Below are 26,570 nucleotides of genomic sequence, written 5' to 3' on the forward strand. Positions count from 1 at the left end.
TCCTGCTTAAGCCGATTGTGGCAGCTTTTCTTTCAGTATTGCGAATTCGCGTTCAAAGTCCAGCGTTTTGCGCTGGGTGCTCATGGCCATCAATGCTTCCGCGCCGGCGGCATCGTCCTTGATCCAGATCCACAGGCGGCGCTCGCGGATGTAGAACATGGCAAACACGCCCAGCACCAGGAACAGGCAGCCAAGATACACCACATTCTTGCCCGGCGAGCGCGTGACCTGGAATACCGAGGCTTGCACGTGGGTGAAATCATCCAGCTGCAGGTAGACCGGGGCGCCATAGAAGAAGGCGTCCGACAGCGCGTTGGTGGCCAGTTGCAGGAAGCGGGCGTGGGTCTCGTCCTCGCTGACCGGTTCCAGGCCGTCCTTGGCGCGGGCCACCTGCCACAGATCCCACAGGCTGCCGTTGAGGATTTTCATGACCACGTCGGCGGCTTTCTCCTGTTCGGCGGCGGGGATTTTTTCCAGGAATTGCGACATGGCCATGAAGCCGCCCACCTTGCCATCGCCCGCGAAAATGCCCAGGCTCTTGTCGGCGGAAGCCAGCAATTGGGCGCGCAGGGCGTCGCCGCTGGGCGATTTCGGCGTGGCGCGGTCGGCGTAGCGCTTGGCGGCGGCGGCGCGCAGTTGGGGATCTTGCAGCGCGGCGCGCAGGCGCATCCATTCGGTCACGCTGTGGCCATCGTCGGCCGGGATGCGCAGGTAGCTGAAATTGTCCGACGGATTGGCGCGCATGCCGGCCAGGAACACGGTGGCGCCGTCCACCGTGACGGGCTGCATGTAGTTCTGGAATTCGCGCGCCTGGCCGGTCTTGTCGCGCAGCTTGTAGCTGACGCTGGGACCGACGTTTTTCAGATTCTTGTTGTTGGCGTTCTTGCCGGCCGAGCCCATGTGCTCGCCCAGTTCTTCCTGCAGGCTCTTGCCCTTTTTCACCGCGCGCGGATCGTCGGTCGGGCCGACGTTTTCCACGTTGAACGGACGGAAGCCCGACCATTCAACGGTGTAGGCATCGCCCAGCGGCGTGCTGGCGCCGACTTCGCCGGCGATCTCGAAACGCTTGCTGTCGTTGCCGGCCATCGGGAAGCCGGTGAGCTTGAGCTTGCTGCCGCCGTCGTCAAAGCTGGACTGATAGATCGCCACGCCCTTGAAGATCAGCGGCTTGTTGACCTCGATGGTGGCCTTGACGGTTTCGCCGGTCTGGTTGTCGCGCACCTCCACATCGCTGGCGAACAGCTTGGGCATGCCGGTGCTGTAGAAATCGATGGTGAATTTCTTCAGGTTGATGGTGAACGGCAGTTCCTGGATCAGCACGCCGTCGGGCCGGGTCAGGGTGGCGGTGTTGCTGGTCTGGCCTTCCGGGATGAAGGTATTGCCGCGGAAAGTGGGATTGCTGGTGCCGAGGCGGTGCTGCGGCGGAATCTGCGAGATCAGGCCGCTGCCGGTGAACGGCGTCTTGCCGAGGAACCACTCCTGCAGGCGGATCGGCACGTCCGAATCCAGCACGCCGCCCAGGCAGATCACCACGATGGCCGAGTGCGCGAAGATGTAGCCGAACTTGTTCGCGGCGCCCTGCTTGGCCGCCACCAACGTGCCGTTGTCCTTTTCGACCAGTTTGACCTTGTAGCCGGCGTCCGCCAGCCGGGCAGCGCTCTGCTGCGCCAGCGCGGCGCGCGCCAGCGGCGAGCGCCACTGCATCTTGTGGTGGAAGTTGAGCAGCGAATTCTCGCGCACGTTCTCGCGCCAGCTGCGCATATCCTTCAGCATCTTGGGCGCATTGCGCACGATGCACAACGTGGTGGAAATCACCAGCACCGCCATCAGCAGCAGGAACCACCAGGCCGAGTACACGGTGTACAGCCCGATCTTGCGGAACACTTCGTACCAGAAGGGGCCAAATTGATTGATGTAGTTGGAACTGGCCTCGCCCTGCTTCATCACCGTGCCGATCACGGCGGCAATCGCAATCATCGCCAGCAAGGCGATGGCGAAACGCATGGAGGAAATCAGTTCAACGATTTCACCGACGACGGGGCGGCGGGTTTTCAGCTGGATGCCGGTGGTGCTGGGACTGCTCATGCGTGTTCAGACTCTTTAAAAATGGTAGCCGCAGCATACCAACAAAAAGGGCAGCCTGCTCGCGCCGCCGCCCTCTCTTTTGCATGATGCCGCTACGTTATTTCAGGCCTGCCACGTAATCCGCGACCGCCTTCATTTCCTCGTCCGACATGCGCTTGGCGATGGTTGCCATTTCTACACTCTTGCGCGTCCCTGCCTTGAACAGGCCCAGCTGCGCAACCGTGTAATCCTGATGCTGGCCGGACAAACGTGGGTACTGCACCGGGATACCGGCGCCCGAGGCGCCATGGCAGCTGGCACAGGCCGGCACGTTCTTTTCCGCGATGCCGCCGCGGTAGATCTTCTTGCCCAGCTCGATCGTATCCTTGTTCTTGGCCGCACCCGGCTTGGCCGACTGCGTGACCAGCCAGGCCGCGACGTTGTGCTTTTCCTCATCGGTCAGCATCTTGGCGTAGGTGGTCATGACCGGTTGATTCCGGTCGGCGGTCGTAAAGTTCACCAGCTGCTTGTAAATATATCCCTCGTGCTGGCCGGCCAGCTTGGGATTGACGGTAATGGTGGAATTCCCACCGGCGCCGTGGCAGGACACGCAGGCCGGCAAGCCGCGCGCGGCGTCGCCGTCGGTGTACAGGGTGGCGCCTTTAGCTGGATCGATTTTCGGAGCGGCAGGTTGGGCGGGCTTCTTGTCGTCGGCGGAGGCGGTGGCCGAAACGGCCAGCAAGGCGACGAACAGGGATTTTACAAACGGTGAAAACACACTATTCATTAAAGCACCCTAGTAGGAGTCTAAAAAGTTATGCACCAAAGTGGTCCCTCCGCAGCACCAAACCGTGCGTAGAAGCACTTGGTAACCACTCATTGTACAATAGCTTAAAAAAATACCTGCTTTAAACTGTTGCTTTTTCCCCAATCCCCATGTCCAAACTCTGGCAAGCCCGCTTCTTCACGACCGTTAACCAACTGCGCGAACTTCCCGATACCCAAGTGCCGGAGATCGCTTTTGCGGGTCGCTCCAATGCCGGTAAATCGACCGCCATCAATATTTTGTGCAACCAGAAGGGTCTGGCGTTCGCCTCCAAGACCCCTGGCCGCACCCAGCATATCAACTTCTTCTCGATCGGCGGCGCGCACGTGGCGCAGCACCGCAAGGATCCGACCATCGTCGAGGAAATCCAGGCCCTGCTGGTTGACCTGCCGGGCTACGGCTATGCGGAAGTGTCCGGCTCGGCCAAGCTGCATTGGCAGCGCCTGCTGGGCGACTACGTGCAGCGGCGCGAACAGCTGGCCGCGCTGATCCTGATCATGGACTCGCGCCGTCCGTTCACCGATCTGGACATCCAGATGCTGGAATGGTTTGCCCCGACCGGCAAGCCGATCCATTGCATCCTGACCAAGGCGGACAAGCTGAACCGCGAGGAATCGATCAAGGTGCTGCGCCAGGCCAAGGCCAAGCTGGACAGCTATGTCGATGAGGACGGCGAAGGCTTCCCGTTCACCGTGCAGCTGTTCTCGGCCGTGAAGCGTGTCGGCATCGACGAAGCGAACGACAAGATTCTCGAACTGGCCGGCCTTTTAGAAAGTGATAGCGATGAGTAAAGTAAGTGCGCAATTCCCTGGCATCCGCATGCGCCGCATGCGCCGCGACCCGTTCTCGCGCGCGCTGATGCGCGAGAACGTCGTTACGGCGGCCGACCTGATCTACCCGGTATTCATCCTCGAAGGCACGCACCAGCGCGAAGCGGTGGCGTCGATGCCGGGCGTGGAGCGGGTGTCGGTGGACCTGCTGCTGAAGGTGGCGGAGGAATGCGTCTCGCTGGGCATTCCGGTACTGGCGCTGTTCCCGGTGATCGATGTCTCGAAGAAAACCCCGGACGGCATCGAGGCCACCAATCCGGAAGGCCTGGTGCCGCGCGCCGTGCGGGCGCTGAAGCAAGCCTTCCCGGAGCTGGGCATTCTGACCGACATCGCACTGGACCCGTACACCAGCCACGGCCAGGACGGCCTGATCGACGAGAACGGCTACGTCATCAACGACATCACCACCGACATGCTGATCCGCCAGGCGCTGTGCCACGCGGAAGCGGGCGCGGACGTGGTGGCGCCGTCGGACATGATGGACGGCCGCATCGGCGCGATCCGCGAGGCGCTGGAAGCGGGCGGCCACATCCACACGCGCATCATGGCGTACTCGGCCAAGTATGCGTCGGCGTTCTACGGCCCGTTCCGCGACGCGGTGGGCTCGGCGGCCAATCTCGGCAAGGGCGACAAGAACCAGTACCAGATGGACCCGGCCAACAGCGACGAGGCGTTGCGCGAGGTGGGCCTGGACCTGGCCGAGGGCGCGGACATGGTGATGGTCAAGCCGGGCATGCCTTACCTGGACATCGTGCGCCGTGTGAAAGACGAATTCAAGGTGCCGACCTTTGCCTACCAGGTGAGCGGCGAATACGCGATGATCAAGGCCGCCGCGCAAAACGGCTGGCTCGACCATGACAAAGTGATGATGGAATCGCTGATGGCCTTCAAACGCGCCGGTGCCGACGGCGTGCTCACCTACTTCGCGCTGGACGTGGCGCGCAAGCTCAAAGCCGGTTGACCGTCATGCCGGCGAAGGCCGGCATCCATGGAACGCCCGCGTTAACACGGCGCTTGCGTTCTATGGGTTCCGGCGTCCGCCGGAACGACTCTAGAAAAATCCGCGTCAAAATTCGGGGTCAGCTCTGACATTCGGACATTGCGGAACTTTTTAGATAAGTAAAAGTTCCCCGATGTCCGAATGTCAGAGCTGACCCCGACTCTGGCCCCGTTTTTAGCGCGAGGCGCCTCGGGTGTATTCAGGGAACATTTCTTTCAGCAGGAAGGCCATCAGTTCTTTTTCGTCTTCCTTGCGCGCGCTCAGGGTCACGACCTTGCCCAGACGGCGCGATTCCCATTGGAAGTCGCCCTGCTTTTCCTTGCGGATGATCTTGATCATCTCTTTCGCCACCGCCGTCTCGATGTCCTGCTCCGCCCCCTGCTCGACGTGGATCTGTTGCAGCCAGTTGCGCTTGAAGTTGGTGTTCCAGCCGCGGAACTTCACTTCGGCGCTGTGGTAGCTCTTGTCGACCTGGAACACGCCGCCGGTGTCGTCCTTGTCGGCGCCGCTGCTCTGGCCGGCGCCGTTGGCGCGCGCGATGTTGGCCTTGGCGATGCGGTTGGCGCGCTCGGCGTCGCTTTCCACCGGGGCCGGCGGCGCCGGCTGCGGGTTCTGCGCTTCACGCGCGGCGCGGCGCTTGGCGATCATCTCCGACATGTCCTGCTCCGGCGGCGGCGTCATCGTGGCCTGCACCGGCGGTACATAGGTCTCCAGCTTCGGCCGCACGGCCGCCGGCGTGTCCTTGCTCACCACCTGCTTGCGCGGCGGCGGCTTGGCGGCGGTGGCCGGCTGCGGCTTGGGCACCGGCTTGTTTGGAGTCTTTTTCTCAGGCAAGGGAGCGATGTAGACCATGTGCCCGCCCTTGGGCGGCGGCGCCTTGGTCGGCTTGGGCGACGGCACCAGCAAGTAGTACAGCACGCCCAGCAAGTGCAGCGCGATCGAGATGCCAATGCCGATGCGGTTGTTCTTCGATTTGCGTTCCCACGTGGCGTACCCATCCTGCGCCGACGGCAGGCGCTGGCCGCAAGTCTCGCAATACTCGGAATGCGCGGAGAGGATGTGGGAGTCGTGGTGCAAAATGCAAACCTTGGGGAACGCTGAAGTCGTCAAAATGGGGCCATAGTGCCAGAGTCCCGCTCTTTTGGGAACCGCTCCGATGGCATGATACCAGTATCAGGCTGCCCACTTTACAAGTTCCCTGTCTTGATGGGTGTTACCGTATGTATCAATCGCTTTACAAAGTGCTATGGGTTTGCACTTGCGCGGCGCTGCGCCGGCGGCTGGCCCGACGTGGATTTTCAGCGATTTGCGCCACCAGCATGGCCACGCAACGGTCGGCGTCCAGCACCTGCCGGGACCGCATCTGCGGCCGTGGCAAGGCGTGCGTGTAGTAGTGCGCGCCCTCGACCGGATAGCCCAGCGCCCACATATTGACCACCACCTCCCCCCGCGCATCGAGCGGCTGGCCGGCGCGGTTGATGTCGATGCCGCCGGGGTGGAAAACACCGTTGTAGTACGGCCGGATCAGGCCGCGTTTTAACAGATTACGGATAAGTAAGGATGTGTCGGTTTCGGGAAAAAACGCGTCCAATCTTGCAATCACGACCACATCCACCGCCTGTTTTTCCACGCCGCCGGCGAATTTGGTGCTGAGCACGTAGGTCGAGTCGCTTTCGTCCATCGCAATGCGGCAGCCGGGGCCGGCACGCAACGCGACCACGCCGGCGTCCAGCAGCGCCAGCAGTTCCTGGTTGCGCCGCAGCGGCGGACCGAAGGCGGCGCGGTTGAAGGCCGGGTGATAAACGTTGAGAAATTTGCGGTGCGAGGCCGGCGTCAATCCGCCGTGTTCGATGGCCGCCTGCAAGGTGGCCCGCACGTCGCGCAGCACGTCGGTGGCGGCCTTGACCGGGCTGCTTAAGTTGCCTCGCAGCGCTTCGGCCAGATCGGCCCGCAACCAGTTGCGGAAATATTGGCGGAACTCGTCCAGCGAGGCGAACTGGCGGTCTTGCAGCGGGAATAGCAATTCGGCAAACAAGGCGTCGTCATCGATGGCGGCCGCGCCCGGCGTGGCGCGGTAGACTTCGCCTATTTCACGCTTGAGCAGGGGCAGCAGTTCGCGGTCGAAATCCAGCTGGCGGCTGCCGCGCTTGATCAGGGCCTGGCGGCGCAATGCGTCCACCGCATCGGGGGTGAAGTAGCGCGGCTGGTGGCGGCCGTCCAGGCCCTTCTGGTTCACGCCACGGGCCGCGTACGGCAGGCAGTTGCGCGAGCACAGCGTCAGCCTCGGCTCACGGCCGGAGGCGAGGTAGCGCAGCCCTCCCTCTTCCGCGATGAACTCGCCGCCGCGCCCCACTGTTAGCTCGGCGATCACGTCGTGCGCGCTCAGCCCCAGCCCCTGGATAGCCACCCGCGCGCCGGCGTCGATGCGTGACAATCGCTCCACCGGATATACGTGGCGCACAAAGGCCAGCCGGCTGTTGTGGCGCGCATGATCCTGCGCGAATTTGACCAGCTCCGCGTCGAAGTCGCTGGGCAGGTTGCTGCCGTGGCCTGTGGTCAGGAATACGAAATCGCTGGGCACGCTGTAGCCGCTCTCCAGTTCGATCACGAAGCCGCCATCCGGTCGCCTGCGCAGGTCGGCCGCGTGCTGGCGGTGGTGGCTCAGCGTGACGCCAGCCGGCAACGCCGCCGCGATCCGCTGGTAGACCCAGCCAAGATATTCGCCCAGCAGTCCGCGCGGCAGGTAGTCGCCATCGGTGAGGTCGCAGCCGCCCTGACCGCCCAGCCGGTAGTAACGCTCGCCCACGCGCCGGTAGCCTTGTTGGTGCGCCCATGCCGTCAGCGACGGTGTGGCGCACACCGGGGCATGCGCCACCGCGCCCGGCGCGGGGAACACGGTGACCTGGCTGGCCAGGGTGTTGATCAGCAAATGCTGCGGCTGGCGCGCGGCATGCACGCCTGCCCCGCATTCGCCGGGGTCGATGAGGATGATGTCGAGCGGGAGTTGGCGCGCGCACGCGGCGGCGGCGAGACGTTCCAGCACGCTCAGCCCGCGCGGGCCCATGCCAATGATGGTGACACTGGTCCGTTTCATCTGATCACCTCTTTATCATGGACAACTTGCCCATGATAAAGAGACGACCTTCAGGCCGGCTTGTGACCGCTCAATGCTTGTTCACGGCCTTCAGCGGCACCGGCTGGGCGGCGTCGTGCTTGACAGCCGGGATGGCCTTGTCGGCGGCGATTTCCTCGTCCAGCATCGGACCGGTGCCGCTGTACTTGTCGAGGAACAGATAGATCACCGGCGTGATGTACAGGGTGATGACTTGCGAGAAGATCAGGCCACCCACCACGGCCAGGCCCAGCGGCTGGCGCAGCTCGGCACCCGCGCCCAGGCCCAGCGCGATCGGCAAGGCGCCCATCAGCGCCGCCATGGTGGTCATCATGATCGGGCGGAAGCGCAGGATACACGCTTCGCGGATGGCCTTCTCCGGCGTCATGCCCTGGTTGCGCTGGGCGTCCAGCGCGAAGTCGATCATCATGATGGCGTTTTTCTTGACGATACCGATCAGCATCAGGATGCCGATGATGGCGATCATGGTCAGGTCCATATTGAACAGGCGCAGCGTGATCAGCGCGCCCACCGCCGCCGACGGCAGGCCGGCCAGGATGGTCAGCGGGTGGATGTAGCTCTCGTACAGCACGCCCAGCAGCACGTAGATCACGCCCAGCGCGGCGATGATCAGGATCAGCTGGCTGCCCTGCGAGCTCTGGAACACCGCCGCGTCGCCGCCGTAGTTGGTGATGATGGACGGCGGCAGGCGCATGTCGGTCGCCCACTGGTCGATCTTGGCGGTGGCCACGCCCAGCGGCACGTCCGGCGCCAGGTTGAACGACAGGGTGATGGCCTGCAGCTGGCCCTGGTGGTTGACGGCGGTTGGGCCGATGGTGCGCTCGACGGTGGCAAAGCTGGACAGCTGCACCAGCTGGCCGGTCTTGTTGCGCACGGAGATGCGGGTCAGCGCGCTGTCGAACTGGCGGTCGGCGTCGGCCGCCTCCAGGATCACGTAGTAGCTGGCGGCCGGCGAGTAAATGGTCGACACCTGGCGTTCGCCAAAGGCCAGATACAGCGCGGTGCGGATATCGCCGATCGCCACGCCGAGGTTGTTGGCCTTGTCGCGGTCGATCTTGAGCGAGGCTTGCAGGCCCTTGTTCTGCGAATCGCTGGTGACGTCGCGGAAGTCCGGATCGGCGCGCATGCGCTCCATGTATTTGTCGGCCCATTCGTTGAGCGCGCCGGGGCTGACCGATTGCAGCGTGTACTGGTAGCGCGACTTCGACTGGCGGCCGCCCAGCTGCAAGTTCTGCACCGGACTCAGGTAGACGGCGATGCCGGGCACCTGCTTGGTGGCCTTGCGCAGGCTGTCCAGCACCTGCGGCATCTTGGCGCGCTGGTTGCGCGGCTTGAGCACCAGGAACATGCGGCCGGTGTTACCGCCGCCGACGAAGGAGGTGACGTCCTGCACGTTGGGATCGGCCTTGATGACGGCGGCGACTTTTTCCTGCAGGTCCATCAGCGCGGCCGAGGAGATGTCTTCCGAGGCCTCGGTGTTGACGCGGATCTGGCCCAGGTCTTCCTCCGGGAAGAAGCCTTTGGGGATGGTGATGTACAGCACCGCCGTCAGCGCGAAGGTGCCCAGCGCGGCCACCAGCACGATGTAGCGGTGCTCCAGCGCCATGTCCAGCGTGCGCGCGTAGAAGTTGCGCAGCGCGCCAAAGCCGGCCTCGAACCAGCGGCCGATGAAGTTGCCCTTGTCGTGTTCGGGATCGATGGCGTCCGGCGGCAGCAGGCGGCTGGCCAGCATCGGCACCAGCATCAACGACACGGCCGCCGACACCAGCACGGACAACGCGACCACCACGGCGAATTCATGGAACATCAGGCCGATCACGCCCGGCATGAAGAAGATCGGGATGAACACCGCCACCAGCGACACCGAAATCGAGATGATGGTGAAGCCCATTTCCTTGGCGCCCACCAGCGACGCCTCCAGCGGCCGCTTGCCCATCTCGATGTGGCGCACGATGTTTTCCAGCACCACGATGGCGTCGTCCACCACCAGGCCGACGGCCAGCGTGATGCCGAGCAGCGAGACGTTGTCCAGCGAGTAGCCGAAGGCGTACAGCAAGGCCAGCGCGCCCAGCAGCGAGATCGGCATGGTGATGGCCGGGATGAAGGTGGCGGCGGCACGGCGCAGGAACAGGAAGATCACCATCACCACCAGCCCCACGGTCAGCAGCAGGGTCAGGTTGACGTCGTGGATCGCCTCGCGGATCGACACCGAGCGGTCGTTCACGAGGTTGATGTTGATCGAGGCCGGCAGCTGGGCCTTGAACTGCGGCAGCAGGCGGCGCACGCCGTCCACCACCTGCACGGTGTTGGCGTCCGGCTGGCGCTGCACCAACAGCACGATGGAGCGCTCGCCGTTGTAGCTGCCGGCCGCCTTGGTCGACTGGAAGCTGTCCTGCACGTCGGCCACGTCTTTCAGGCGCACCGGTTCGCCGTTGCGCTGGGCGATGATGAGGTTGGCGTAGTCGGAGGCCTTCATCAGTTGGGCGTTGCCGGTGATGGTCAGCGTTTGCGACGGGCCGTCCAGGATGCCCAGCGGGGTGTTGGCGTTGGCCGACTTGATCGCCTGCTGCAACTCATCCAGCGTGAGGTTGCGCGCGTTCATCAGGTCGGACTTGGCGCGGATGCGCACGGCAAAGCGCTTCTGGCCGTTGACCGAGACTTGCGCCACGCCCGGCAGCGTCGACAGCGATGGCGCGATCAGGTTCTCGGCGTAGTCGTTGAGCTCGGACAGCGTCAGCGATGGCGAGTTCATGGTCATGAACAGCACCGGCGCGTCGGCCGGGTTGACCTTGCGGTAGGACGGCAGATCGGTCATCTCGATCGGCAGCTGGCGCTGCGCGCGCAGCAGCGCCGCCTGCACGTCGACCGCCGCCTCGTTGACGTTGACGCTGGGATCGAACTCCAGCGTCAGCGAGGAGTTGCCAAGCGTGTTGGTGGAGGTGATCAGCGACAGGCCGGCGATGGTGGAGAACTGTTTCTCCAGCGGCAGCGCCACCGAGGACGCCATGGTTTCCGGCGAGGCGCCCGGCAGGTCGGCCGAGACGTTGATGACCGGCGTGTTGTAGCTCGGCAGGGCCGCCACCGGGATGTAGAAGTAGGACAGCACGCCGGCCAGGATCAGGGTGGCCGACAGCAGCACCACCATCACCGGACGGCGGATACACAACTCGGAAAGGTTCATCGCTTAGCCTTTCTGCTTAGTTCCATCGGCCGGGGCGTCGGCCGGCTTGTCGGCCGGCGTCTCCGCCGACGCTATGCGCACTTTGCCGCCCGGCCGCAGGTTTTGCTTGCCGTCGACGATCACCTGTTCGTCACCGTTCAGCCCGGACACGGCGGCTTTTTCGCCAAACGCGTACAGGCGCTTGATATTGACCACTTTGGCGGACTGGTCCTTGTCGACGGCGTACACAAAGGTGCCGCGCGTGTTGCTAATGATAGCGTTTTGCGGGATCACCGTCGCATCTTTTATGACGTGGGAAGTCAGCTGGGTGTTGACGTACTGGCCCGGCCACAGGGCGGTGTCCTTGTTGTCGAACTGGGCCTTCACGCGGATCACGCCGGCCACCGGATCGACCGTGTTGTCAATGAAGCTGAGCTTGCCGTTCACGGCCAGGCTGGAGTTGTCCAGCTTGACCTGCACCGGCACCGCGCCCTCGCGCTGCGCCGCCATCAGGCCCGCCAGCGCGGTTTCCGGCAGGGTGAAGGCGACCGTGATCGGATCGAGTTGCGTGACCGAGGTCAGCAAGGTTGTCATTTGCACCAGGCTGCCCGGATAGACGTTGATGGCGCCAACGCGGCCGTTCATCGGCGCGCGGATGGCGGTGTAGCTGGCGTCCACGCTGGCGGCGCGGGCGGCGGCGATGTCGGCGTTCAGCAGGGCGCGGGCCGAGTCGACCTGGCTCTTCAGCGTGTCGACCGCGCCCTGGGCGATGAATTTCTTGTCCAGCAGCTCCAGCGCGCGCTTGTACTGGCGCTCGTAGTCGGCCAGCGCGGCGCGGTCGCGTTCGACCTGGGCCTGGGCCTTGTCCACGTTGGCGCGCTCGCTGCGGTCGTCGAGCGTGAACATCAGTTCGCCCGCTTTGACGAACTGCCCTTCCTTGATGTGCACCTTGGAAATGGTGCTGGTGGTTTGCGGATGCAGGTCCACGGTGCTGATCGGGGTCACGGTGCCGTTGGCTTGCAGCACGACCGGCACGTCCTGCCGCACCGGCGCGACGATACGGACCGTGGTCGGCCCCTGCTGGCCGCCGTTCAGCGGCTTGTGGCCGCCTGCCGGCTCGGCGCTGTGATGCGTCATATACCAACCGCCACCGACCACCACCACGATTGCGCCTACCAGGGATGCTAAGGAAGATTTTTTCATTTTAATAATAATTTTGCCGTCGAAAAATATTGCCGCCGTGATAGGGCGAAATATTGTCGCATAGTATCCACGAGAAAAACTGCACCAGTATTACCGCCGGACGCTTTTTTATGCGTAGTGTTGGTTAGCTGCCGGCGTAGTATTCGGGCACGACCAGGGTCACTTCCAGTCCGCCATCCTGGTGGTTCGACAGGGTGACGTTGGCGCCATGTTGCTCGGCGATGTTGCGGGCGATGGTCAGCCCCAGGCCGGTGCCGCCCGACTCGCGCGAGCGCGAGGTTTCGATGCGGTAAAACGGTTCGAACACGCGCGCCATCTGCTCCGGGGCGATGCCGGGACCGCCGTCGCGGATGCGGATGCGCGCCGCGCCGGCCAGCCGCTCGACGGTGACGTGGGCGTAATGGCCGTACTTGACGGCGTTGTCGATCAGGTTGACCAGGCAGCGGCGGATCGCCAGCGGCCGCCCCATCAGCGCCATCGACGCGCGGCCGCGCAGTTCGACCTGCTGGCCGGTGTCGGTGGCGTCGCTGCAGACGCTGTCGAGCAGCGCGTCGAGGTCGAGCGCCTGCATGGTTTCGGTGGAGTCCATGCTGCGCGCCAGGTCCAGCCCCTCCTTGACCATTTGCTGCATGGCCGACAGGTCGTCGATCAGGCGCTGCTGCAGTTCGGGGTCGTTGACCTTTTCCAGCCGCAGGCGCAGGCGCGTCAGCGGGGTTTGCAGATCGTGGGTGATGGCGGCCAGCATCTGCGTGCGCTGGGTGATGTGCTGGCGGATGCGCGCCTGCATGGCGTTGAAGGCGGCGCTGGCCTGGCGGATTTCCCAGGCGCCGCTCAGGACCACCGGCGGATGGTTGATGTCGTTGCCCAGGTCCTTGGCCGCCTGCGCCAGGCGCTTGAGCGGCTTGATGGTCATGCGCGCCACCAGGTAGGCCAGGAAGGCGATGCTGAGCAGGAACGGCAGCAGCGACAGCAGCTCGCTGTGCGGCGAGGCCGGCGGCTGGCGCGGCGGCAGCACGGACAGCTTGAGGATCTGGCCGTCGTGCAGCTGCACGTTCATGGTTTCGCAGGTGCCGCGCCACTGGGTCGGCGCGAAGATGCTGGTGGTCTGGCGCGGCTGGTCGCAGGCGATCGGGTGCTCGGCCAGCGGGCCCAGCTTGTAGCGCTCGCCCAGGCGCTGCTGCAGCGAGGTGGAGAATTCGGTCGGCGGCAAGGCCTGCGCCTGCGGCAGGTCGCTCACCTCGAGCCGCACCGTGCCGCGGCTGGCGGCCACCAGGAAGGTGGGGCGCGCGCTTTCCGGCATGACGTCGGCGGTGGTGATCAGCTGCTCGGCCCGTTCCAGCGCGTGGAAGTCGCGGTAGCGCTCCAGCGCGCGCGTGCGTTCGTTGACGGCCAGCCACTGGGTCAGCGCCGCCGAGGCGACGATACCCAGCAACAGGACCAGGAACACGCGCCCGGTCATCGAACCGAGGAAAGCTCTCACGCCTGTGGCTCCACCGTCACCTGGCCGGCCAGCACGTAGCCGCCGTTACGCACCGTCTTGATGATCTGCGGCATGCGCGCGTCCTCGCCCAGCTTCTGGCGCAGGCGGCTGATCTGGATGTCGATCGAGCGGTCGAACGGATCGGCGTCGCGGCCCTGCGTGAGGTTGAGCAGTTGGTCGCGGTTCAGCACGCGATTCGGGTGCTCCAGGAACACCTTGAGCAGGCGGAATTCCGCGCCCGACAGCATGATGACGATGCCGTCCGGGTTGAGCAGGTGGCGCGCGGTCAGGTCCAGCGTCCAGCCCGAGAATTTCATTTGCTGCGCCTTTTCCGCGCCGACGCCGGTCGGCATGGCGTTGCTGCGGCGCAGGACGCTGCGGATGCGCGCCAGCAGCTCGCGCGGCTCGAACGGCTTGGGCAGATAGTCGTCGGCGCCCATTTCGAGGCCGAGGATGCGGTCCAGCGGCTCGTTGCGGGCGGTCAGCATGATCACCGGCAGGGTCGAGTGGGCGCGCAGCTTGCGGCACAGGGTCAGGCCGTCGTCGCCGGGCAGGTTGAGGTCGAGGACGACCAGCTCCGGGCGCCCCTCGTCCAGCAGCTTCCACATGGCGCCGCCATCGGCCGCGCACAGGGCGCGGTAGCCGTTCGATTCGAGGTAGTCAGCCAGCAGGGTGCGGATATCGCGATCGTCGTCAACGATCAAAATAGTAGATGTCGGTTCCATGCGCTCATTATCCATGCAAGACCATGAACCTATTGTATCGTCTTGTATATGGCTTTAGGTGCTTATGGCGGGGGAAACATCTGGATACAAAAACTTTGACGGGAGCAACGTAAGAGCAACCTTCGGGGACCAAGATGGTCACAAGCGCAGACCACTGCGATGACTTAAATCTCAACCATGAAGGAACGACCATGAACATCTTACGCAAAAGCATACTGATCGGTTTTACGGTACTGGGCATGGCCGCCGCCCACGCACAGGAAACCCAGCCCGCCGGCAAGCCGCACGGCGCCCGTCCGACCAAGGAACAAATGCAGGCCAAGATGGCCGATATGTACGCCAAGCGCCAGGCGCGCCTGCATGATCTGCTGAAGCTGACCGCGCAGCAGGAGTCGGCCTGGGCCACCTACCAGGCCGCCATCAAGCCGGCCGCGCTCGACGGCCAGCGGCCGGAACGCAAGCCGATGAACAAGCTGACCGCGCCGGAACGCCTGAACCTGGCACTGGAGATGACCAAGAAGCGCGAGGCTTTCCTGGAAACCCGCGTGAAGGCGGTCAGCGCGTTCTACGCCCAGCTGAATCCGGCCCAGCAAACGCTGTTTGACGAGCACGGCCTGGGCGGCGGACGCGGCTTCCGCGGCCGTGGCCACCACGGTCATCACGGCATGCACGGCGGCTGGGCCCACAACGGCCAGCACGAAGGCTGGGGCGGCCCAGCCCACCAGGGCTGATCAGTTCAGCACGGCCAGCGATGCGGTGAACTTCGCCGCATCCTGGAAGCCGATCACGCGCGAGTTGGCGATTTCCTTGCCCTGCTTGTCGAACAGGATGATGCCCGGCGGGCCGAACAGGCCGAAGCGTTTGAGCATGGCTTTGTCGTCCTCATCGTTGGCGGTGACGTCGACTTGCAGCAACACGGTGTTGGCCAGCTTGACGCGCACTTGCGGATCGACGAAGGTCAGTTTTTCCATCTCTTTGCAGGACACGCACCAGTCGGCGTAGAAGTCGAGCATGGCGGTCTTGCCGCCGGTCCGGGCCAGCGCGGCGTCCAGCTGTTGCACGGTCTTGATGCGCTGGAAGGCCAGCGGCGCTTCATGCGCGGCCTTGCCGCTCAGGTGCGCCAGCGGCGCCAGCGGATCGCGGCCGCCGCTGACCACGCCCACCAGTTGCGCCACGCCCAGCACGGCGACGATCACGCCCACCGACTTGGCCACCCATTGGCCGGAATTCAGCAGCAGGTACATGCCGTAGCCGACGAACAGCGCGGCCCAGCCCATCATCTGCACCGCGCCCGGCAGCACCGGCGACACCAGCCACCAGCCGACGGCCAGCATCAGCACGCCGAAGAAGCGCTTCACCGAATCCATCCACATGCCGGCTTTCGGCAGCAAGGCGCCGGCCGAGACCCCGACCAGGATCAGCGGCACGCTCATGCCGACCGCCATCGCGAACAAGGCGCCGCCGCCAATCAGGATGTCGCGCGACTGGCTGATGTAGACCAGCGCGGCGGCCAGCGGCGCCGCCACGCACGGCCCGACGATCAGGGCGGAAATCGCGCCCATCACGAACACGCCGGCCAGCTTGCCGGAGGCTTGGCGGTTGGACACGGTGCTCAGTTTGCTTTGCAGGGCGGCCGGGACTTGCAGTTCGTAGAAGCCGAACATGGACAACGACAGCAGCGCCATCAGCAGTGCGAAGGCGCCCAGCACCCATGGGTTTTGCAACGCGCTGGCCAGGCCTTCGCCGGCCAGGCCGGCCGCCACGCCAAGCGCGGTGTAGACCAGGGCCATGCCCAGCGCGTAGGTGACGGACAGCAGCAGGCCACGGCTACGGCTCGATTGCGCCCCCTCGCCCACGATGATCGAGGACAGGATGGGCACCATGGGCAGCACGCAGGGCGTGAACGACAGGCCCAGGCCCAGCAGGGCGAACAGCGGCAGGATAACCAGCAGTTTGCCGGATTTCAGCGCGGCTTCCAGGCGGCCCGATTCGTTGACCGGTGCGGGCGGCGCCACGGCCACCGGCGCCGGTTGCGGGATGTCGGTGGCGGTCGGCTTCGGCACGGTGTAGATCTTGACGCCGGGAGCGGCGGGCGCGGCCTTGCCGCCGTCCACGCCAAAGCTGACGGCGCCCTGCCCGGCCGCCGCCGCCGGGGGCGCGGCCACGCCGGCTCCCGCCGCGCCTGGCGTCGGTGCGCCCGTGGCGGTCAAGCCTGCGGCAGGCTGGGCGGCCGGGGGGGCAGCCGGCAGCGGCACGGAACCGCTGCCGGTCAACGACTCCTTGTAATCCTGCGGCGCGTAGCACAGGCCCTTGTCCGAGCAGCCCTGCGCGCTGGCCAGCAGCGTGAACGCGCCGTTGACGTCCACCGGCATGGTGATGGTCACGCTCTTGCGATACGTCTCCACGTCCTTGGCGAAGGTTTCATCGTAGTGGACTTTGCCTGGCGGGATCTGCGGCGCGCCCAGCTTGGCGCCCTGGGCGCTGAACTTGAAGCGCTCGCGGTACATGTAATAGCCGTCCGCGATCTGGAACGTCACCGCGACGGTGTGCCCGTCCACCATGCGCGCCGAGAACTTGAACGCTTCGGACGGATCAAGGAAATCCTCCGCGCGAGCGGGCTGCAGCAGGAGCGCGATCAACGCCAGCAGCGGCGCGATAAAACGGGCGAATCGGGACATGAAATCTTCTCTCGGAGAACTGGTCATTGGAGCAACCGGCATAGTACACCGTGCACGTTTTTCCCGCCTGAGCACGGCCTTAAAAGCTTGTTTTATGCGAAACTCGGCCCTTTCAACACCCGTGGAGCAAGCCCATGTCCCCTTTCCGCCCTCTCCTGCTCTCCGCCCTGGCGCTGAGCGCATTACCCGCGCTGGCGCAAGCGCCGGCCAAGGCCCTGAACGCTATCTCGTCCAAGGATCTGCTGGAACACATCAAAACCCTGGCGTCCGACGAATTTGAGGGCCGCGCGCCGGGCACGGCCGGCGAATCCAGGACCGTGGCCTACATCCAGCAGGAGTTCAAAAAGCTGGGCCTGAAACCGGGCAATCCGGACGGCTCGTGGGTGCAGGCCGTGCCGATGCGCGGCCAGAAGCCGACGCCCAGCTTCAGCTACACCATCAACGGCCAGAAGGTGGCGCTGAACTTCCCGGACGACTATGTTGCCCATTCGACCAGCCAACCGGCCACGGTCAACGTCAACAACTCGGAAATTGTGTTCGTCGGCTACGGCGTACAGGCGCCGGAATACGGCTGGGATGACTACAAGGGCGTCGACGTGCGCGGCAAAACCCTGCTGATGCTGATTAACGACCCGGCCATTCCCGATCCGAACAATCCAGTCGAGTTGGACCCGAATATGTTCAAAGGCAAGGCGATGACCTATTACGGCCGCTGGACCTACAAATACGAGATCGGCGCCAGGTTGGGCGCCGCCGCCGTGATGATCATTCATGAAACGAAGCCTGCCGCCTATCCCTGGGATGTCGTGCGCAGCGGCGGCGTGGCCGAACATTTCAGCCTGACGCGCAACGGCGACGATCCGGACGCGCCGCCGGTGCCGGTGCCGGGCTGGATACAACTGGATAAAGCCAAGGCCATGATGCACGCCGCCGGCTACGATTTCGACGCGCTGAAAAAACAGGCGCTGACCAAAGAGTTTCGTCCGGTCAGCCTGAAAGGCACTGCGGATTTCAAAATCGAAAATATCTCGCGCAACGTCGATTCCAAGAATGTGGTCGCCAAAATCGAAGGCAGCGATCCAAAGCTGAAAAACGAATATGTGATTTATAGCGCGCACTGGGATCATCTTGGCGTCGACCCAGCCAGTAAAAAGATTTACTACGGCGCGCTGGACAACGCCTCCGGCGTTGCCGCATTAATGGAATTGGCGAAAGCTTATAAAGCATTGCCGAAAGCGCCGAAACGCTCAATTCTGTTTATTGCCACCACTGCGGAAGAAAAAGGTCTGCTGGGCGCGAAGTATTATGCCGCCCATCCGCTCTATCCGCTGAAAAATACCGTCGCGAATATCAATATCGACGGCATTAACGCCTGGGGTAAAACAGCACAGATCGAGAATGTAACCTCCGGCCACTCCAGCATCGACGGATTGCTGGAGAAATACGCCAAAACCCAAGGCCGTTTAATGGAAAAGGATAGCCGCTCGGAGTTGGGCAGTTTCTATCGTGCCGATCAACTGGAGTTCGCCCGTGCCGGCGTGCCGGTTTTATATACCAAGGCCCGCAGCCGTTATCTGGATAAGCCGGAGAATTACGCGCGTGAAGTGGTGGATAATTATTTCACCCACGATTATCACCAGCCGACCGACGATTTCCGTAAGGATTGGGATTTTAGCGGCGGCGTGCAGGATATCCAGCTGCTGTTCCAGGTAGGCCTTGATATCGCCCAAGGCGAGACACCAAGCTGGAATGCCGGGTCCGAGTTCAAGGCCGCCGGTGACCGCCGTTTGAAGTAAGTCAGACTCAAAAATGGTTTATACATGCCAATTTCTGGCATGTGTAGCCTCAGGCGCCAGCCAACTCCCCAGCGCGCCGTTCCGCCGTCACCACGCGGGACGCGCGCTTGCGCCACCAGATGATCACGCCGGTCACACTCAGCATGGCCACCACCACGCCCATGAAGGAAATCAGGATGCGTCCCGGCAGGCCGAGAATGCGGCCGGAGTGCAGCGGGAATTGCGCCTGCACGAAAATATCGGCCGCCGTGCCTTTCCATGGCAGGCGTTCCCCCAGTAATTTACCGGCGCCGTCGTAATATAAATATGCCGGACCGACACCGCCGGCGCCGTGATCGTCACCCGGTTTATAGAAACTCACCCCATAAACATCAAAAGCACTGGTATAAAACACGCTGCCTACCGGCTCCGACCATTTACGTTGCACAGCTTCCCGGCTGGCTGTTTCAATCACCTGCGCATAACCGACGGATGGCGCATATGGCTTATGAATATCGGCTATTGGACGGGTATCAAATGGCGTCGGCGTGACTTTGGAAATCTTGCTCATCACAGGGTAAAACACCTCGCTATATAAATTCAGCGAAAACGCGGTAAAGGCGAGAATAAATAACAGTATCCAGGTCCACAGACTAAATGCGCGGTGCAAATCGAAATTCAGTTTATTGCTGCCGCCGTTCCAGCGAATTTTCCAAGCGGGTTTCCAGCGCTGCATCCAGGTTTTATTTGCGTTCTGGCGGCGCAACGGCAGAGTCAGATAGAAACCGACAAAGCTGTCGATGACCCAGATAATGGCAATGCCGCCCATCAGCCAGATACCCCAGCGGTCGATACTCCACATTTCCGGAATATGCAGGGTGTAATGCAGGCGATATAGGAAGGAAACGAAAGTCTCCTTGGTAATCGGCCAGACCGCGCCCCATTCGCGCTTGCCGAGTTCCACACCGCTCACCGGATCGACAAAGACTTGATTAAAGCCGGGCTCGTAGAGTTTCTGCGTGGCCGGATTCACGCGCGGGGAAACGCCGAAGGCGATGGTCTGGCCGGGTTCCAGCTGCAATGGTACAAAAGACACCTGCACCTGCGGATAGCGCGCCTCCAGTTGCTGGACGAGCGCCAGCGTCGGTTGCGGTGCCCCGGGCGTGTGCGCCTCCATCAAGTGCGGATTGAGCAGGTCGTCCAGCTCGTGGTCCCAGGAAATCACGGCGCCGGTGATGCCGCTGATGAACAAAAACCCGGCAGTCAGCAGGCCAAGATATCGGTGTACCAGAGTCCAGAAGGCGCGCATGGCGGTCTCTCGCTAAGTCAGACAAAATATGAATGATAACGATTCTCATTCCATTGTCAAACGAAAGACAAAAAAAAGCCAGGCTAAGCCTGGCTTTTCAGTACTGCGGGACGACCGGCTGATTACTCGGCGGTTGGTGCGTCTTCCACAGCGGTGACTTCTGGACGGTCCAGCAGCTCAACGTAAGCCATTGGAGCGTTGTCGCCAACGCGGAAACCCATTTTCAGGATGCGCAGGTAGCCGCCGTTACGTGCAGCGTAGCGTGGGCCCAGTTCCGAGAACAGTTTGCCCACGATTTCGCGGTCGCGCAGACGGGAGAATGCCAGACGCTTGTTAGCCAGGGTGTCGGTCTTGCCCAGGGTCAGGATAGGCTCAACAACGCGGCGCAGTTCTTTGGCTTTTGGCAGCGTGGTTTTGATGGCTTCATGACGCAGCAGCGATACGGTCATGTTGCGCAGCATAGCCAGACGGTGGGACGAGGTACGGTTCAGTTTACGGAGGCCGTGACGGTGACGCATGGTACTTCCTTTCGATGATGTTTAAATCCGAGTTCTTCGATCGCTCAACATGAGCGCGGACCGGTTTTAGTGAAACGCCTCAGCAACATGCCAAGGCGGTACTGCAGATCCGTCGTCCCGGCGGAGGCCGGGACCCATGCCGAGCATGCTCAGCATGGACTCCCGCCTGCGCGGGAGTGACGGCTCGAATTACTTCTCCAGACCAGCAGGCGGCCAGTTTTCCAGCTTCATGCCCAGGGTCAGACCACGGGAAGCCAGGACTTCCTTGATCTCGTTCAGCGACTTGCGGCCCAGGTTCGGGGTCTTCAGCAGTTCGTTTTCCGAACGCTGGATCAGGTCGCCGATGTAGTAGATGTTTTCCGCTTTCAGGCAGTTGGCCGAACGCACGGTCAGTTCCAGATCGTCCACTGGACGCAGCAGGATCGGATCGACCAGCGGCGCGCGCGATGGCGCTTCCGCGGCGGCTTCGGTGCCTTCCAGGGCGGCGAACACGTTCAGTTGATCGACCAGCACGCGGGCCGATTGACGGATCGCTTCCTCCGGCGAGATCACACCGTTGGTTTCGATGTTGATGATCAGCTTGTCCAAGTCGGTACGCTGTTCCACACGGGCGGACTCAACGAAGTACGACACGCGGCGCACTGGCGAGAACGACGCGTCCAGGATGATGCGGCCGATGGTTTTGTTGGTGTCTTCCGACAGGCGACGCACGTTGCCCGGCACATAGCCGCGGCCTTTCTCGACCTTGATCTGCATGTCCAGCTTGCCGCCGGCGGTCAGGTGAGCGATCACGTGGTCCGGGTTGATCAGTTCCACGTCGTGTGGCAGATCGATGTCCGAAGCCAGCACCGCGCCCTCGCCTTCCTTCTTCAGGGTCAGGGTGACGGAGTCACGGTTGTGCACTTTGAACACAACGCCCTTCAGGTTCAGCAGCAGGTCGACCACGTCTTCTTGCACGCCGTCCAGCGACGAGTACTCGTGCACCACACCGGCGATCGTCACTTCGGTTGGCGCGTAGCCAATCATCGAGGACAGCAGCACGCGGCGCAGCGCGTTGCCCAGGGTGTGGCCGTAGCCGCGTTCGAACGGTTCCATCACGACTTTGGCGTGACCGGCGCCCAGCGCCTCGACATCGATAATACGTGGTTTCAACAGGCTGTTTTGCATGTAAATGTCCTTTTCAATACCCTCGGCGCGTTAAGCCGATAAGGCTGATGGCATTAGTGAAAACGCCCGCTCAGATGAGCGGGCGGACGTAAAGCTAAATTGGATCCCGGCCTTCGCCGGGACGACGGCTGACGCCGTCGCTTGACTACAGATTAACGCGAGTACAGTTCGACGATCAGCGATTCGTTGACGTCGGCGGCGATCTCGTTGCGCTCTGGCAGGGACTTGAAGGTGCCTTCCATTTTCTTGGCATCGACCGACACCCAGGCTGGCATGCCAACTTGTTCGGCCAGCGACAGCGCTTCCAGGATACGCACTTGCTTCTTGGCTTTTTCGCGCACGGCGATCACGTCGCCCACTTTGACCGAGTACGAAGCGATGTTCACCACATTGCCGTTCACGGTGAAGGCTTTGTGCGATACCAGCTGACGCGCTTCAGCGCGGGTCGAGCCGAAGCCCATGCGGTATGCGACGTTGTCCAGACGGGCTTCCAGCAGCTTCAGCAGGGTTTCGCCGGTGTTGCCTTTGCGGCGGTCGGCTTCCGCGAAGTAGCGACGGAACTGACGTTCCAGCACGCCGTACATACGTTTCACTTTTTGTTTTTCGCGCAGCTGGTTGCCGTAGTCCGAGGTACGGGCGCCCGACTTCACGCCGTGCTGACCTGGCTTTACGTCCAGTTTGCATTTGCTGTCCAGCGAGCGGCGGGCGCTCTTCAGGAACAGATCGGTGCCTTCACGGCGGGAGAGTTTTGCTTTTGGTCCGATATAACGTGCCACGGTGCTTTCCTTTTAAAATTAATGACGTCCCAACTACCTGCGTAGTTAGACGCTAGTCTGGTCTGCGGTGAGCCAGACGTGGCTTGGGTCTGTTGAAGACAGACGACAATAGCCGGGCAGTATAGCCGTCTCCGGCTTCCTGCACCAGCTTTATTGTGTAACAGCGCAGCCGGCAAGCCGGCCAGGCCATTAGATACGACGACGCTTTGGAGGGCGGCAGCCGTTGTGTGGAACTGGCGTCACGTCCTGGATCTCGGTGATCTTGATGCCCAGGTTGTTCAGCGCGCGCACAGCCGATTCACGGCCTGGGCCTGGGCCCTTGATGCGCACTTCCAGGTTCTTCACGCCGCATTCGATCGCGACTTTACCAGCGGCTTCGGCAGCAACCTGCGCTGCGAACGGGGTCGATTTACGCGAACCCTTGAAGCCAGCACCACCGGAGGTCGCCCACGACAGCGCGTTGCCCTGACGGTCGGTGATGGTGATGATGGTGTTGTTGAAGGAAGCGTGAACGTGTGCGATGCCTTCGGCAACGTTCTTCTTGACCTTCTTGCGTACGCGAGCGGCTGCTGCGCTGCTTTGTTGCTTAGCCATGTGATTTCCCTAGATTATTTCTTGAGCGATTGAGCGGCTTTGCGCGGGCCCTTGCGGGTACGTGCATTGGTGCGGGTGCGTTGACCGCGGACCGGCAGGCCCTTGCGGTGACGCATGCCGCGGTAGCAACCCAGATCCATCAAACGCTTGATGTTCATGGACAGTTCGCGACGCAGATCGCCTTCGACGATGAATTTTGCTACTTCATCGCGCAGCTTTTCCAGTTCGCTGTCGTCCAGGTCTTTGACCTTTTTATTGGTCGCAATACCGGTCTGCGCGCAGATGAACTTCGCGCGTGGACGGCCTACACCGTAGATGGCGGTCAGGCCGATAACGGTGTGCTGATGATTTGGGATATTAACCCCTGCAATACGTGCCATTCGTTATTCCTCGATAAATAACGGTTATTAACCTTGACGCTGCTTGTGACGTGGTTCGACGCAGATTACGCGAACAACGCCCTTGCGCTTGATGATCTTGCAGTTGCGGCAGATCCGCTTGACTGAGGCGTTAACTTTCATTATGAACTCTCTTCTAAGGTTCGATTATCTAAAATTACTTGGTCCGGAACACAATGCGGGCGCGGGACAGGTCGTAAGGTGTCAGTTCGACCGTCACCTTATCGCCAGGCAGGATGCGGATATAGTTCATCCGCATTTTACCTGAAATATGTCCCAGCACCACGTGCCCGTTCTCCAGCTTTACTCGAAATGTTGCATTAGGGAGATTTTCCAGGATCTCGCCCTGCATCTGTATGACGTCGTCTTTTGCCATTCGGTGTATGTGAAACCGCGCTTATCGCGTCGGAATTCCGCCTTTGAAGTTTGCTTTGCGCAGCAGCGATTCATATTGCTGCGACATCACGTAGTTTTGTACCTGCGCCATGAAGTCCATGGTCACAACCACAATAATCAACAGAGAAGTACCACCAAAATAGAACGGTACCTTCCACTCGGCTACCATGAATTCCGGCAACAAACACACCAAAGTGATGTAGATGGCGCCAGCCAAAGTCAATCGCGTCAGGATCTTGTCGATGTAGCGGGCAGTCTGCTCACCGGGACGGATCCCTGGCACAAAGGCCCCGCTCTTCTTCAAGTTGTCTGCCGTCTCCTTGCTGTTGAATACCAGCGCGGTGTAGAAGAAGCAGAAGAACACGATGGCAATGGCGTACAACAGTGCGTGGATGGGCTCGCCTGGCCCCATCGATGCGGCCAAATCTTTCAGGAACCGGACCGCCGGGTTAGCCGTATCGGCGCCGGTGGTGAACCAGCCCACGATCGTAGCCGGGAACAAGATAATCGACGAAGCGAAGATCGGTGGGATCACGCCGGCCATGTTCAACTTCAATGGCAGGTGCGAGGTTTGGCCACCGTAAATCTTGTTACCCACCTGGCGTTTCGCGTAGTTGACCAGGATCTTGCGTTGGCCACGTTCCACGAACACCACCAGGAACGTCACCGCCACCACCAGGATCATGATGATGATCGCCGACAGCGCGCCGATCGAACCGTTGCTCACCGACTGGCCGAGGCCACCCAGTGCGCCCGGCAGACCGGCCGCGATACCCGCGAAGATGATGATCGAGATGCCGTTACCGAGACCGCGCTCGGTAATCTGCTCGCCCAACCACATCACGAACATGGTGCCGGTCAACAGCGTAACGACCGTCACGAAACGGAAGGCATAGCCCGGATCCAGCACCAGGCCTGCCTGCGACTCCAAAGCAACTGCAATCCCGAGCGCCTGGAACGCCGCCAGCACCACCGTGAAGTAACGGGTGTACTGCGTGATCTTGCGTCGGCCTGCTTCGCCTTCCTTCTTCAACGCCTCCATCTGCGGCGACACGATCGACACCAACTGCATGATGATCGAGGCCGAGATGTACGGCGTGATACCCAGCGCAAACACCGTGAAGCGCGCGAGCGCGCCACCGCTGAACATGTTCAACATGCCCAGGATGCCGCCCTCTTGCGACTTGAACAGCGCGGCCAATTGTACCGGATCGATCCCGGGAACCGGGATGTGAGCGCCGATACGATAAACCACCAATGCGCCAAGCAGGAACCAGAGCCGGCCCCAGGGGAAACCAGCTGCCGCACTTTTAGCCAATTGTGGATTAGTCGCCAATTTTCGCTCCGATCAAGCTGTTAGCGGTGGCTCAAGCTACCGAGCCGCCGGCTGCTTCGATGGCAGCTTTCGCGCCAGCGGTCACTTTCAGGCCTTTGAGGTTCACCGCCTTGGTGATCTCGCCGGACAGGATGACGCGCACGTCGCGTGCCAGCACGCTCAGTACGCCAGCTTGTTTCAGCACCAGGATGTCGACATCGCCAACAGCCAGGTTGTTCAGGTCGGACAGACGCACTTCAGCTTTGAAGGTGGCGTTGAGCGACTTGAAACCGCGCTTAGGCAGACGACGTTGCAGAGGCATCTGACCGCCTTCGAAGCCGACTTTGTGGAAGCCGCCCGAACGCGATTTCTGACCCTTGTGGCCGCGGCCTGCGGTTTTACCCAGGCCGGAGCCGATACCGCGGCCGACGCGACGCTTGTAGTGCTTGGCGCCATCGGCTGGTTGAATGGTATTCAGTTCCATGATTTCTCCGTGAGTAAGCCGAGGCTTACGCAACTACTTTAACGAGATACGACACTTTGTTGATCATGCCGCGTACCGATGGGGTGTCTTGCAGCTCGGCGACCGAGTTGACGCGACGCAGGCCCAGGCCTTTGACGGTAGCGCGGTGATCTTGACGAGTGCCGATCAGGCCCTTCACCAGTTGTACTTTGACGGTTTTCGTAGTCATGTGGTTCACCTTAACCCAGGATCTCTTCCACCGACTTGCCGCGTTTGGCGGCGATGTCGGCAGGAGTGCTCAGTTTAGCCAGGCCGTCCAGGGTGGCGCGGACCAGGTTGTACGGGTTGCTCGAACCGGTCGATTTCGCGACCACGTCGGTAACGCCCATCACTTCGAAGATAGCGCGCATGGCGCCGCCAGCGATGACGCCGGTACCTGGTTTAGCAGGCGACATCATCACTTTCGAGGCGCCGTGGCGACCCAGGACGGTGTGGTGCAGGGTGCCGTTCTTCAGCGGTACCTTGATCAGGTTGCGGCGGGCTTCTTCCATTGCCTTCTGCACACCGACTGGTACCTCTTTCGACTTGCCCTTGCCCATGCCGATGCGGCCATCGCCGTCACCCACTACGGTCAGCGCGGCGAAACCCATGATACGACCACCCTTGACCACTTTGGTCACGCGGTTGATCGCGATCATTTTTTCGCGCATGCCATCATCCGGCTTGTCGCTTGCCATTTTTGCTTGCATTTTTGCCATGA

General features: G+C 62.2%; 25 protein-coding genes. 4 read left to right on the forward strand and 21 right to left on the reverse strand.

All coding sequences use genetic code 11. From position 1 onward, the window contains the following. Positions 1 to 6: 6 nt before the first annotated feature. Positions 7 to 2,085 (reverse strand): cytochrome c biogenesis protein ResB, encoded by a 2,079-nt coding sequence (locus FHW83_RS08305; protein WP_176645891.1) that lies wholly within the window; start codon positions 2,083 to 2,085, stop codon positions 7 to 9. A gap of 97 nt (positions 2,086 to 2,182) precedes the next feature. Continuing rightward, entirely contained in the window at positions 2,183 to 2,851 is a 669-nt protein-coding gene (locus tag FHW83_RS08310) for a cytochrome c (RefSeq protein WP_176645892.1), read from the reverse strand. A gap of 149 nt (positions 2,852 to 3,000) precedes the next feature. On the opposite strand from FHW83_RS08310, the gene yihA reads away from it, so the two are divergent. Beyond that, positions 3,001 to 3,681, forward strand: coding sequence for a ribosome biogenesis GTP-binding protein YihA/YsxC (gene yihA / locus FHW83_RS08315; RefSeq protein WP_176645893.1), 681 nt, complete (start codon positions 3,001 to 3,003; stop codon positions 3,679 to 3,681). Beyond that, the gene (hemB, locus tag FHW83_RS08320) at positions 3,674 to 4,681 is read left to right on the forward strand and encodes a porphobilinogen synthase (RefSeq protein ID WP_176645894.1); all 1,008 of its coding nucleotides are present in this window, start codon (positions 3,674 to 3,676) and stop codon (positions 4,679 to 4,681) included. The genes yihA and hemB overlap by 8 nt, the downstream gene beginning before the upstream one ends. A 213-nt stretch (positions 4,682 to 4,894) precedes the next feature. On the opposite strand, the gene FHW83_RS08325 is transcribed toward hemB, so the two are convergent. From FHW83_RS08325 to FHW83_RS08350, 6 genes are all read right to left on the reverse strand, one after another. Continuing rightward, complete coding sequence (locus FHW83_RS08325) at positions 4,895 to 5,797, reverse strand: hypothetical protein (protein WP_176645895.1); 903 nt, start codon at positions 5,795 to 5,797, stop codon at positions 4,895 to 4,897. A gap of 157 nt (positions 5,798 to 5,954) precedes the next feature. Beyond that, the gene (locus FHW83_RS08330) at positions 5,955 to 7,814 is read right to left on the reverse strand and encodes an FAD/NAD(P)-binding protein (protein ID WP_176645896.1); all 1,860 of its coding nucleotides are present in this window, start codon (positions 7,812 to 7,814) and stop codon (positions 5,955 to 5,957) included. A 70-nt stretch (positions 7,815 to 7,884) separates the two neighbouring features. Then, positions 7,885 to 11,034 carry an efflux RND transporter permease subunit gene (locus tag FHW83_RS08335; RefSeq protein WP_176645897.1) on the reverse strand — a complete coding sequence of 1,050 codons (3,150 nt, stop codon included), beginning with the start codon at positions 11,032 to 11,034 and terminating at the stop codon, positions 7,885 to 7,887. Between the two features lie 3 nt (positions 11,035 to 11,037). Continuing rightward, on the reverse strand, positions 11,038 to 12,216 hold the full coding sequence (locus FHW83_RS08340; RefSeq protein ID WP_176645898.1) for an efflux RND transporter periplasmic adaptor subunit: 1,179 nt from the start codon (positions 12,214 to 12,216) through the stop codon (positions 11,038 to 11,040). A 124-nt stretch (positions 12,217 to 12,340) separates the two neighbouring features. Continuing rightward, entirely contained in the window at positions 12,341 to 13,696 is a 1,356-nt protein-coding gene (locus tag FHW83_RS08345; RefSeq protein ID WP_176645899.1) for an ATP-binding protein, read from the reverse strand. Next, positions 13,693 to 14,421: a response regulator gene (locus FHW83_RS08350; RefSeq protein ID WP_176645900.1), complete on the reverse strand. Its 729-nt coding sequence runs from the start codon at positions 14,419 to 14,421 to the stop codon at positions 13,693 to 13,695. Before FHW83_RS08350 ends, FHW83_RS08345 begins: the two co-directional genes overlap by 4 nt. 191 nt (positions 14,422 to 14,612) lie before the next feature. Here FHW83_RS08350 and FHW83_RS08355 point away from each other — a divergent pair, with 191 nt between their 5' ends. Then, positions 14,613 to 15,152, forward strand: coding sequence for a Spy/CpxP family protein refolding chaperone (locus FHW83_RS08355; RefSeq protein WP_176645901.1), 540 nt, complete (start codon positions 14,613 to 14,615; stop codon positions 15,150 to 15,152). On the opposite strand, the gene dsbD is transcribed toward FHW83_RS08355, so the two are convergent. After that, complete coding sequence (dsbD, locus tag FHW83_RS08360) at positions 15,153 to 17,099, reverse strand: protein-disulfide reductase DsbD (RefSeq protein WP_176645902.1); 1,947 nt, start codon at positions 17,097 to 17,099, stop codon at positions 15,153 to 15,155. It abuts the gene before it with no gap. A 317-nt stretch (positions 17,100 to 17,416) separates the two neighbouring features. Here dsbD and FHW83_RS08365 point away from each other — a divergent pair, with 317 nt between their 5' ends. Beyond that, on the forward strand, positions 17,417 to 18,895 hold the full coding sequence (locus FHW83_RS08365) for a M20/M25/M40 family metallo-hydrolase (RefSeq protein ID WP_373997181.1): 1,479 nt from the start codon (positions 17,417 to 17,419) through the stop codon (positions 18,893 to 18,895). 49 nt (positions 18,896 to 18,944) lie between these two features. On the opposite strand, the gene FHW83_RS08370 is transcribed toward FHW83_RS08365, so the two are convergent. The 12 genes from FHW83_RS08370 to rpsE form a co-directional block, all read right to left on the reverse strand. After that, the gene (locus FHW83_RS08370) at positions 18,945 to 20,183 is read right to left on the reverse strand and encodes a PepSY domain-containing protein (RefSeq protein ID WP_176645904.1); all 1,239 of its coding nucleotides are present in this window, start codon (positions 20,181 to 20,183) and stop codon (positions 18,945 to 18,947) included. A gap of 122 nt (positions 20,184 to 20,305) precedes the next feature. Beyond that, the gene (gene rplQ / locus FHW83_RS08375; RefSeq protein WP_155468015.1) at positions 20,306 to 20,701 is read right to left on the reverse strand and encodes a 50S ribosomal protein L17; all 396 of its coding nucleotides are present in this window, start codon (positions 20,699 to 20,701) and stop codon (positions 20,306 to 20,308) included. 189 nt (positions 20,702 to 20,890) lie between these two features. Beyond that, positions 20,891 to 21,868, reverse strand: coding sequence for a DNA-directed RNA polymerase subunit alpha (locus FHW83_RS08380; RefSeq protein ID WP_072786829.1), 978 nt, complete (start codon positions 21,866 to 21,868; stop codon positions 20,891 to 20,893). Positions 21,869 to 22,020: 152 nt separating this feature from the next. Further along, positions 22,021 to 22,644, reverse strand: a complete 624-nt coding sequence (gene rpsD / locus FHW83_RS08385; RefSeq protein ID WP_176645905.1) for a 30S ribosomal protein S4 — start codon at positions 22,642 to 22,644, stop codon at positions 22,021 to 22,023. Positions 22,645 to 22,833: 189 nt separating this feature from the next. After that, positions 22,834 to 23,238: a 30S ribosomal protein S11 gene (gene rpsK, locus FHW83_RS08390; RefSeq protein WP_072786827.1), complete on the reverse strand. Its 405-nt coding sequence runs from the start codon at positions 23,236 to 23,238 to the stop codon at positions 22,834 to 22,836. 14 nt (positions 23,239 to 23,252) lie between these two features. Continuing rightward, positions 23,253 to 23,618 carry a 30S ribosomal protein S13 gene (gene rpsM, locus FHW83_RS08395; protein WP_072786826.1) on the reverse strand — a complete coding sequence of 122 codons (366 nt, stop codon included), beginning with the start codon at positions 23,616 to 23,618 and terminating at the stop codon, positions 23,253 to 23,255. A 27-nt stretch (positions 23,619 to 23,645) separates the two neighbouring features. Beyond that, positions 23,646 to 23,759, reverse strand: a complete 114-nt coding sequence (gene rpmJ, locus FHW83_RS08400; RefSeq protein WP_005663407.1) for a 50S ribosomal protein L36 — start codon at positions 23,757 to 23,759, stop codon at positions 23,646 to 23,648. 34 nt (positions 23,760 to 23,793) lie between these two features. After that, complete coding sequence (gene infA, locus FHW83_RS08405; RefSeq protein WP_005663428.1) at positions 23,794 to 24,012, reverse strand: translation initiation factor IF-1; 219 nt, start codon at positions 24,010 to 24,012, stop codon at positions 23,794 to 23,796. Positions 24,013 to 24,033: 21 nt separating this feature from the next. Further along, positions 24,034 to 25,368, reverse strand: coding sequence for a preprotein translocase subunit SecY (gene secY / locus FHW83_RS08410; RefSeq protein WP_176645906.1), 1,335 nt, complete (start codon positions 25,366 to 25,368; stop codon positions 24,034 to 24,036). 31 nt (positions 25,369 to 25,399) lie between these two features. Beyond that, on the reverse strand, positions 25,400 to 25,831 hold the full coding sequence (gene rplO, locus FHW83_RS08415) for a 50S ribosomal protein L15 (protein ID WP_092280158.1): 432 nt from the start codon (positions 25,829 to 25,831) through the stop codon (positions 25,400 to 25,402). Positions 25,832 to 25,856: 25 nt separating this feature from the next. Further along, positions 25,857 to 26,039: a 50S ribosomal protein L30 gene (gene rpmD / locus FHW83_RS08420; RefSeq protein WP_155468011.1), complete on the reverse strand. Its 183-nt coding sequence runs from the start codon at positions 26,037 to 26,039 to the stop codon at positions 25,857 to 25,859. A gap of 10 nt (positions 26,040 to 26,049) precedes the next feature. Continuing rightward, a complete protein-coding gene (gene rpsE, locus FHW83_RS08425) occupies positions 26,050 to 26,568 on the reverse strand; it encodes a 30S ribosomal protein S5 (protein ID WP_072786822.1) in 519 nt (172 codons plus the stop codon). Positions 26,569 to 26,570 lie beyond the last annotated feature (2 nt).

The organism is Duganella sp. SG902 (genome assembly GCF_013376005.1).
GTDB lineage: Bacteria > Pseudomonadota > Gammaproteobacteria > Burkholderiales > Burkholderiaceae_D > Rugamonas.

Excerpts from the sequence above, each read along its gene's own strand:
- FHW83_RS08305 (WP_176645891.1), bottom strand. The coding sequence starts at position 2,085 with ATGAGCAGTCCCAGCACCACCGGCATCCAGCTGAAAACCCGCCGCCCC.
- FHW83_RS08310 (WP_176645892.1), bottom strand. The coding sequence starts at position 2,851 with ATGAATAGTGTGTTTTCACCGTTTGTAAAATCCCTGTTCGTCGCCTTG.
- yihA (WP_176645893.1), top strand. The coding sequence starts at position 3,001 with ATGTCCAAACTCTGGCAAGCCCGCTTCTTCACGACCGTTAACCAACTG.
- hemB (WP_176645894.1), top strand. The coding sequence starts at position 3,674 with ATGAGTAAAGTAAGTGCGCAATTCCCTGGCATCCGCATGCGCCGCATG.
- FHW83_RS08330 (WP_176645896.1), bottom strand. The coding sequence starts at position 7,814 with ATGAAACGGACCAGTGTCACCATCATTGGCATGGGCCCGCGCGGGCTG.
- FHW83_RS08335 (WP_176645897.1), bottom strand. The coding sequence starts at position 11,034 with ATGAACCTTTCCGAGTTGTGTATCCGCCGTCCGGTGATGGTGGTGCTG.
- FHW83_RS08340 (WP_176645898.1), bottom strand. The coding sequence starts at position 12,216 with ATGAAAAAATCTTCCTTAGCATCCCTGGTAGGCGCAATCGTGGTGGTG.
- FHW83_RS08350 (WP_176645900.1), bottom strand. The coding sequence starts at position 14,421 with ATGGAACCGACATCTACTATTTTGATCGTTGACGACGATCGCGATATC.
- FHW83_RS08355 (WP_176645901.1), top strand. The coding sequence starts at position 14,613 with ATGAACATCTTACGCAAAAGCATACTGATCGGTTTTACGGTACTGGGC.
- dsbD (WP_176645902.1), bottom strand. The coding sequence starts at position 17,099 with ATGTCCCGATTCGCCCGTTTTATCGCGCCGCTGCTGGCGTTGATCGCG.
- FHW83_RS08370 (WP_176645904.1), bottom strand. The coding sequence starts at position 20,183 with ATGCGCGCCTTCTGGACTCTGGTACACCGATATCTTGGCCTGCTGACT.
- rplQ (WP_155468015.1), bottom strand. The coding sequence starts at position 20,701 with ATGCGTCACCGTCACGGCCTCCGTAAACTGAACCGTACCTCGTCCCAC.
- FHW83_RS08380 (WP_072786829.1), bottom strand. The coding sequence starts at position 21,868 with ATGCAAAACAGCCTGTTGAAACCACGTATTATCGATGTCGAGGCGCTG.
- rpsK (WP_072786827.1), bottom strand. The coding sequence starts at position 23,238 with ATGGCTAAGCAACAAAGCAGCGCAGCAGCCGCTCGCGTACGCAAGAAG.
- rpsM (WP_072786826.1), bottom strand. The coding sequence starts at position 23,618 with ATGGCACGTATTGCAGGGGTTAATATCCCAAATCATCAGCACACCGTT.
- rpmJ (WP_005663407.1), bottom strand. The coding sequence starts at position 23,759 with ATGAAAGTTAACGCCTCAGTCAAGCGGATCTGCCGCAACTGCAAGATC.
- infA (WP_005663428.1), bottom strand. The coding sequence starts at position 24,012 with ATGGCAAAAGACGACGTCATACAGATGCAGGGCGAGATCCTGGAAAAT.
- rplO (WP_092280158.1), bottom strand. The coding sequence starts at position 25,831 with ATGGAACTGAATACCATTCAACCAGCCGATGGCGCCAAGCACTACAAG.
- rpmD (WP_155468011.1), bottom strand. The coding sequence starts at position 26,039 with ATGACTACGAAAACCGTCAAAGTACAACTGGTGAAGGGCCTGATCGGC.
- rpsE (WP_072786822.1), bottom strand. The coding sequence starts at position 26,568 with ATGGCAAAAATGCAAGCAAAAATGGCAAGCGACAAGCCGGATGATGGC.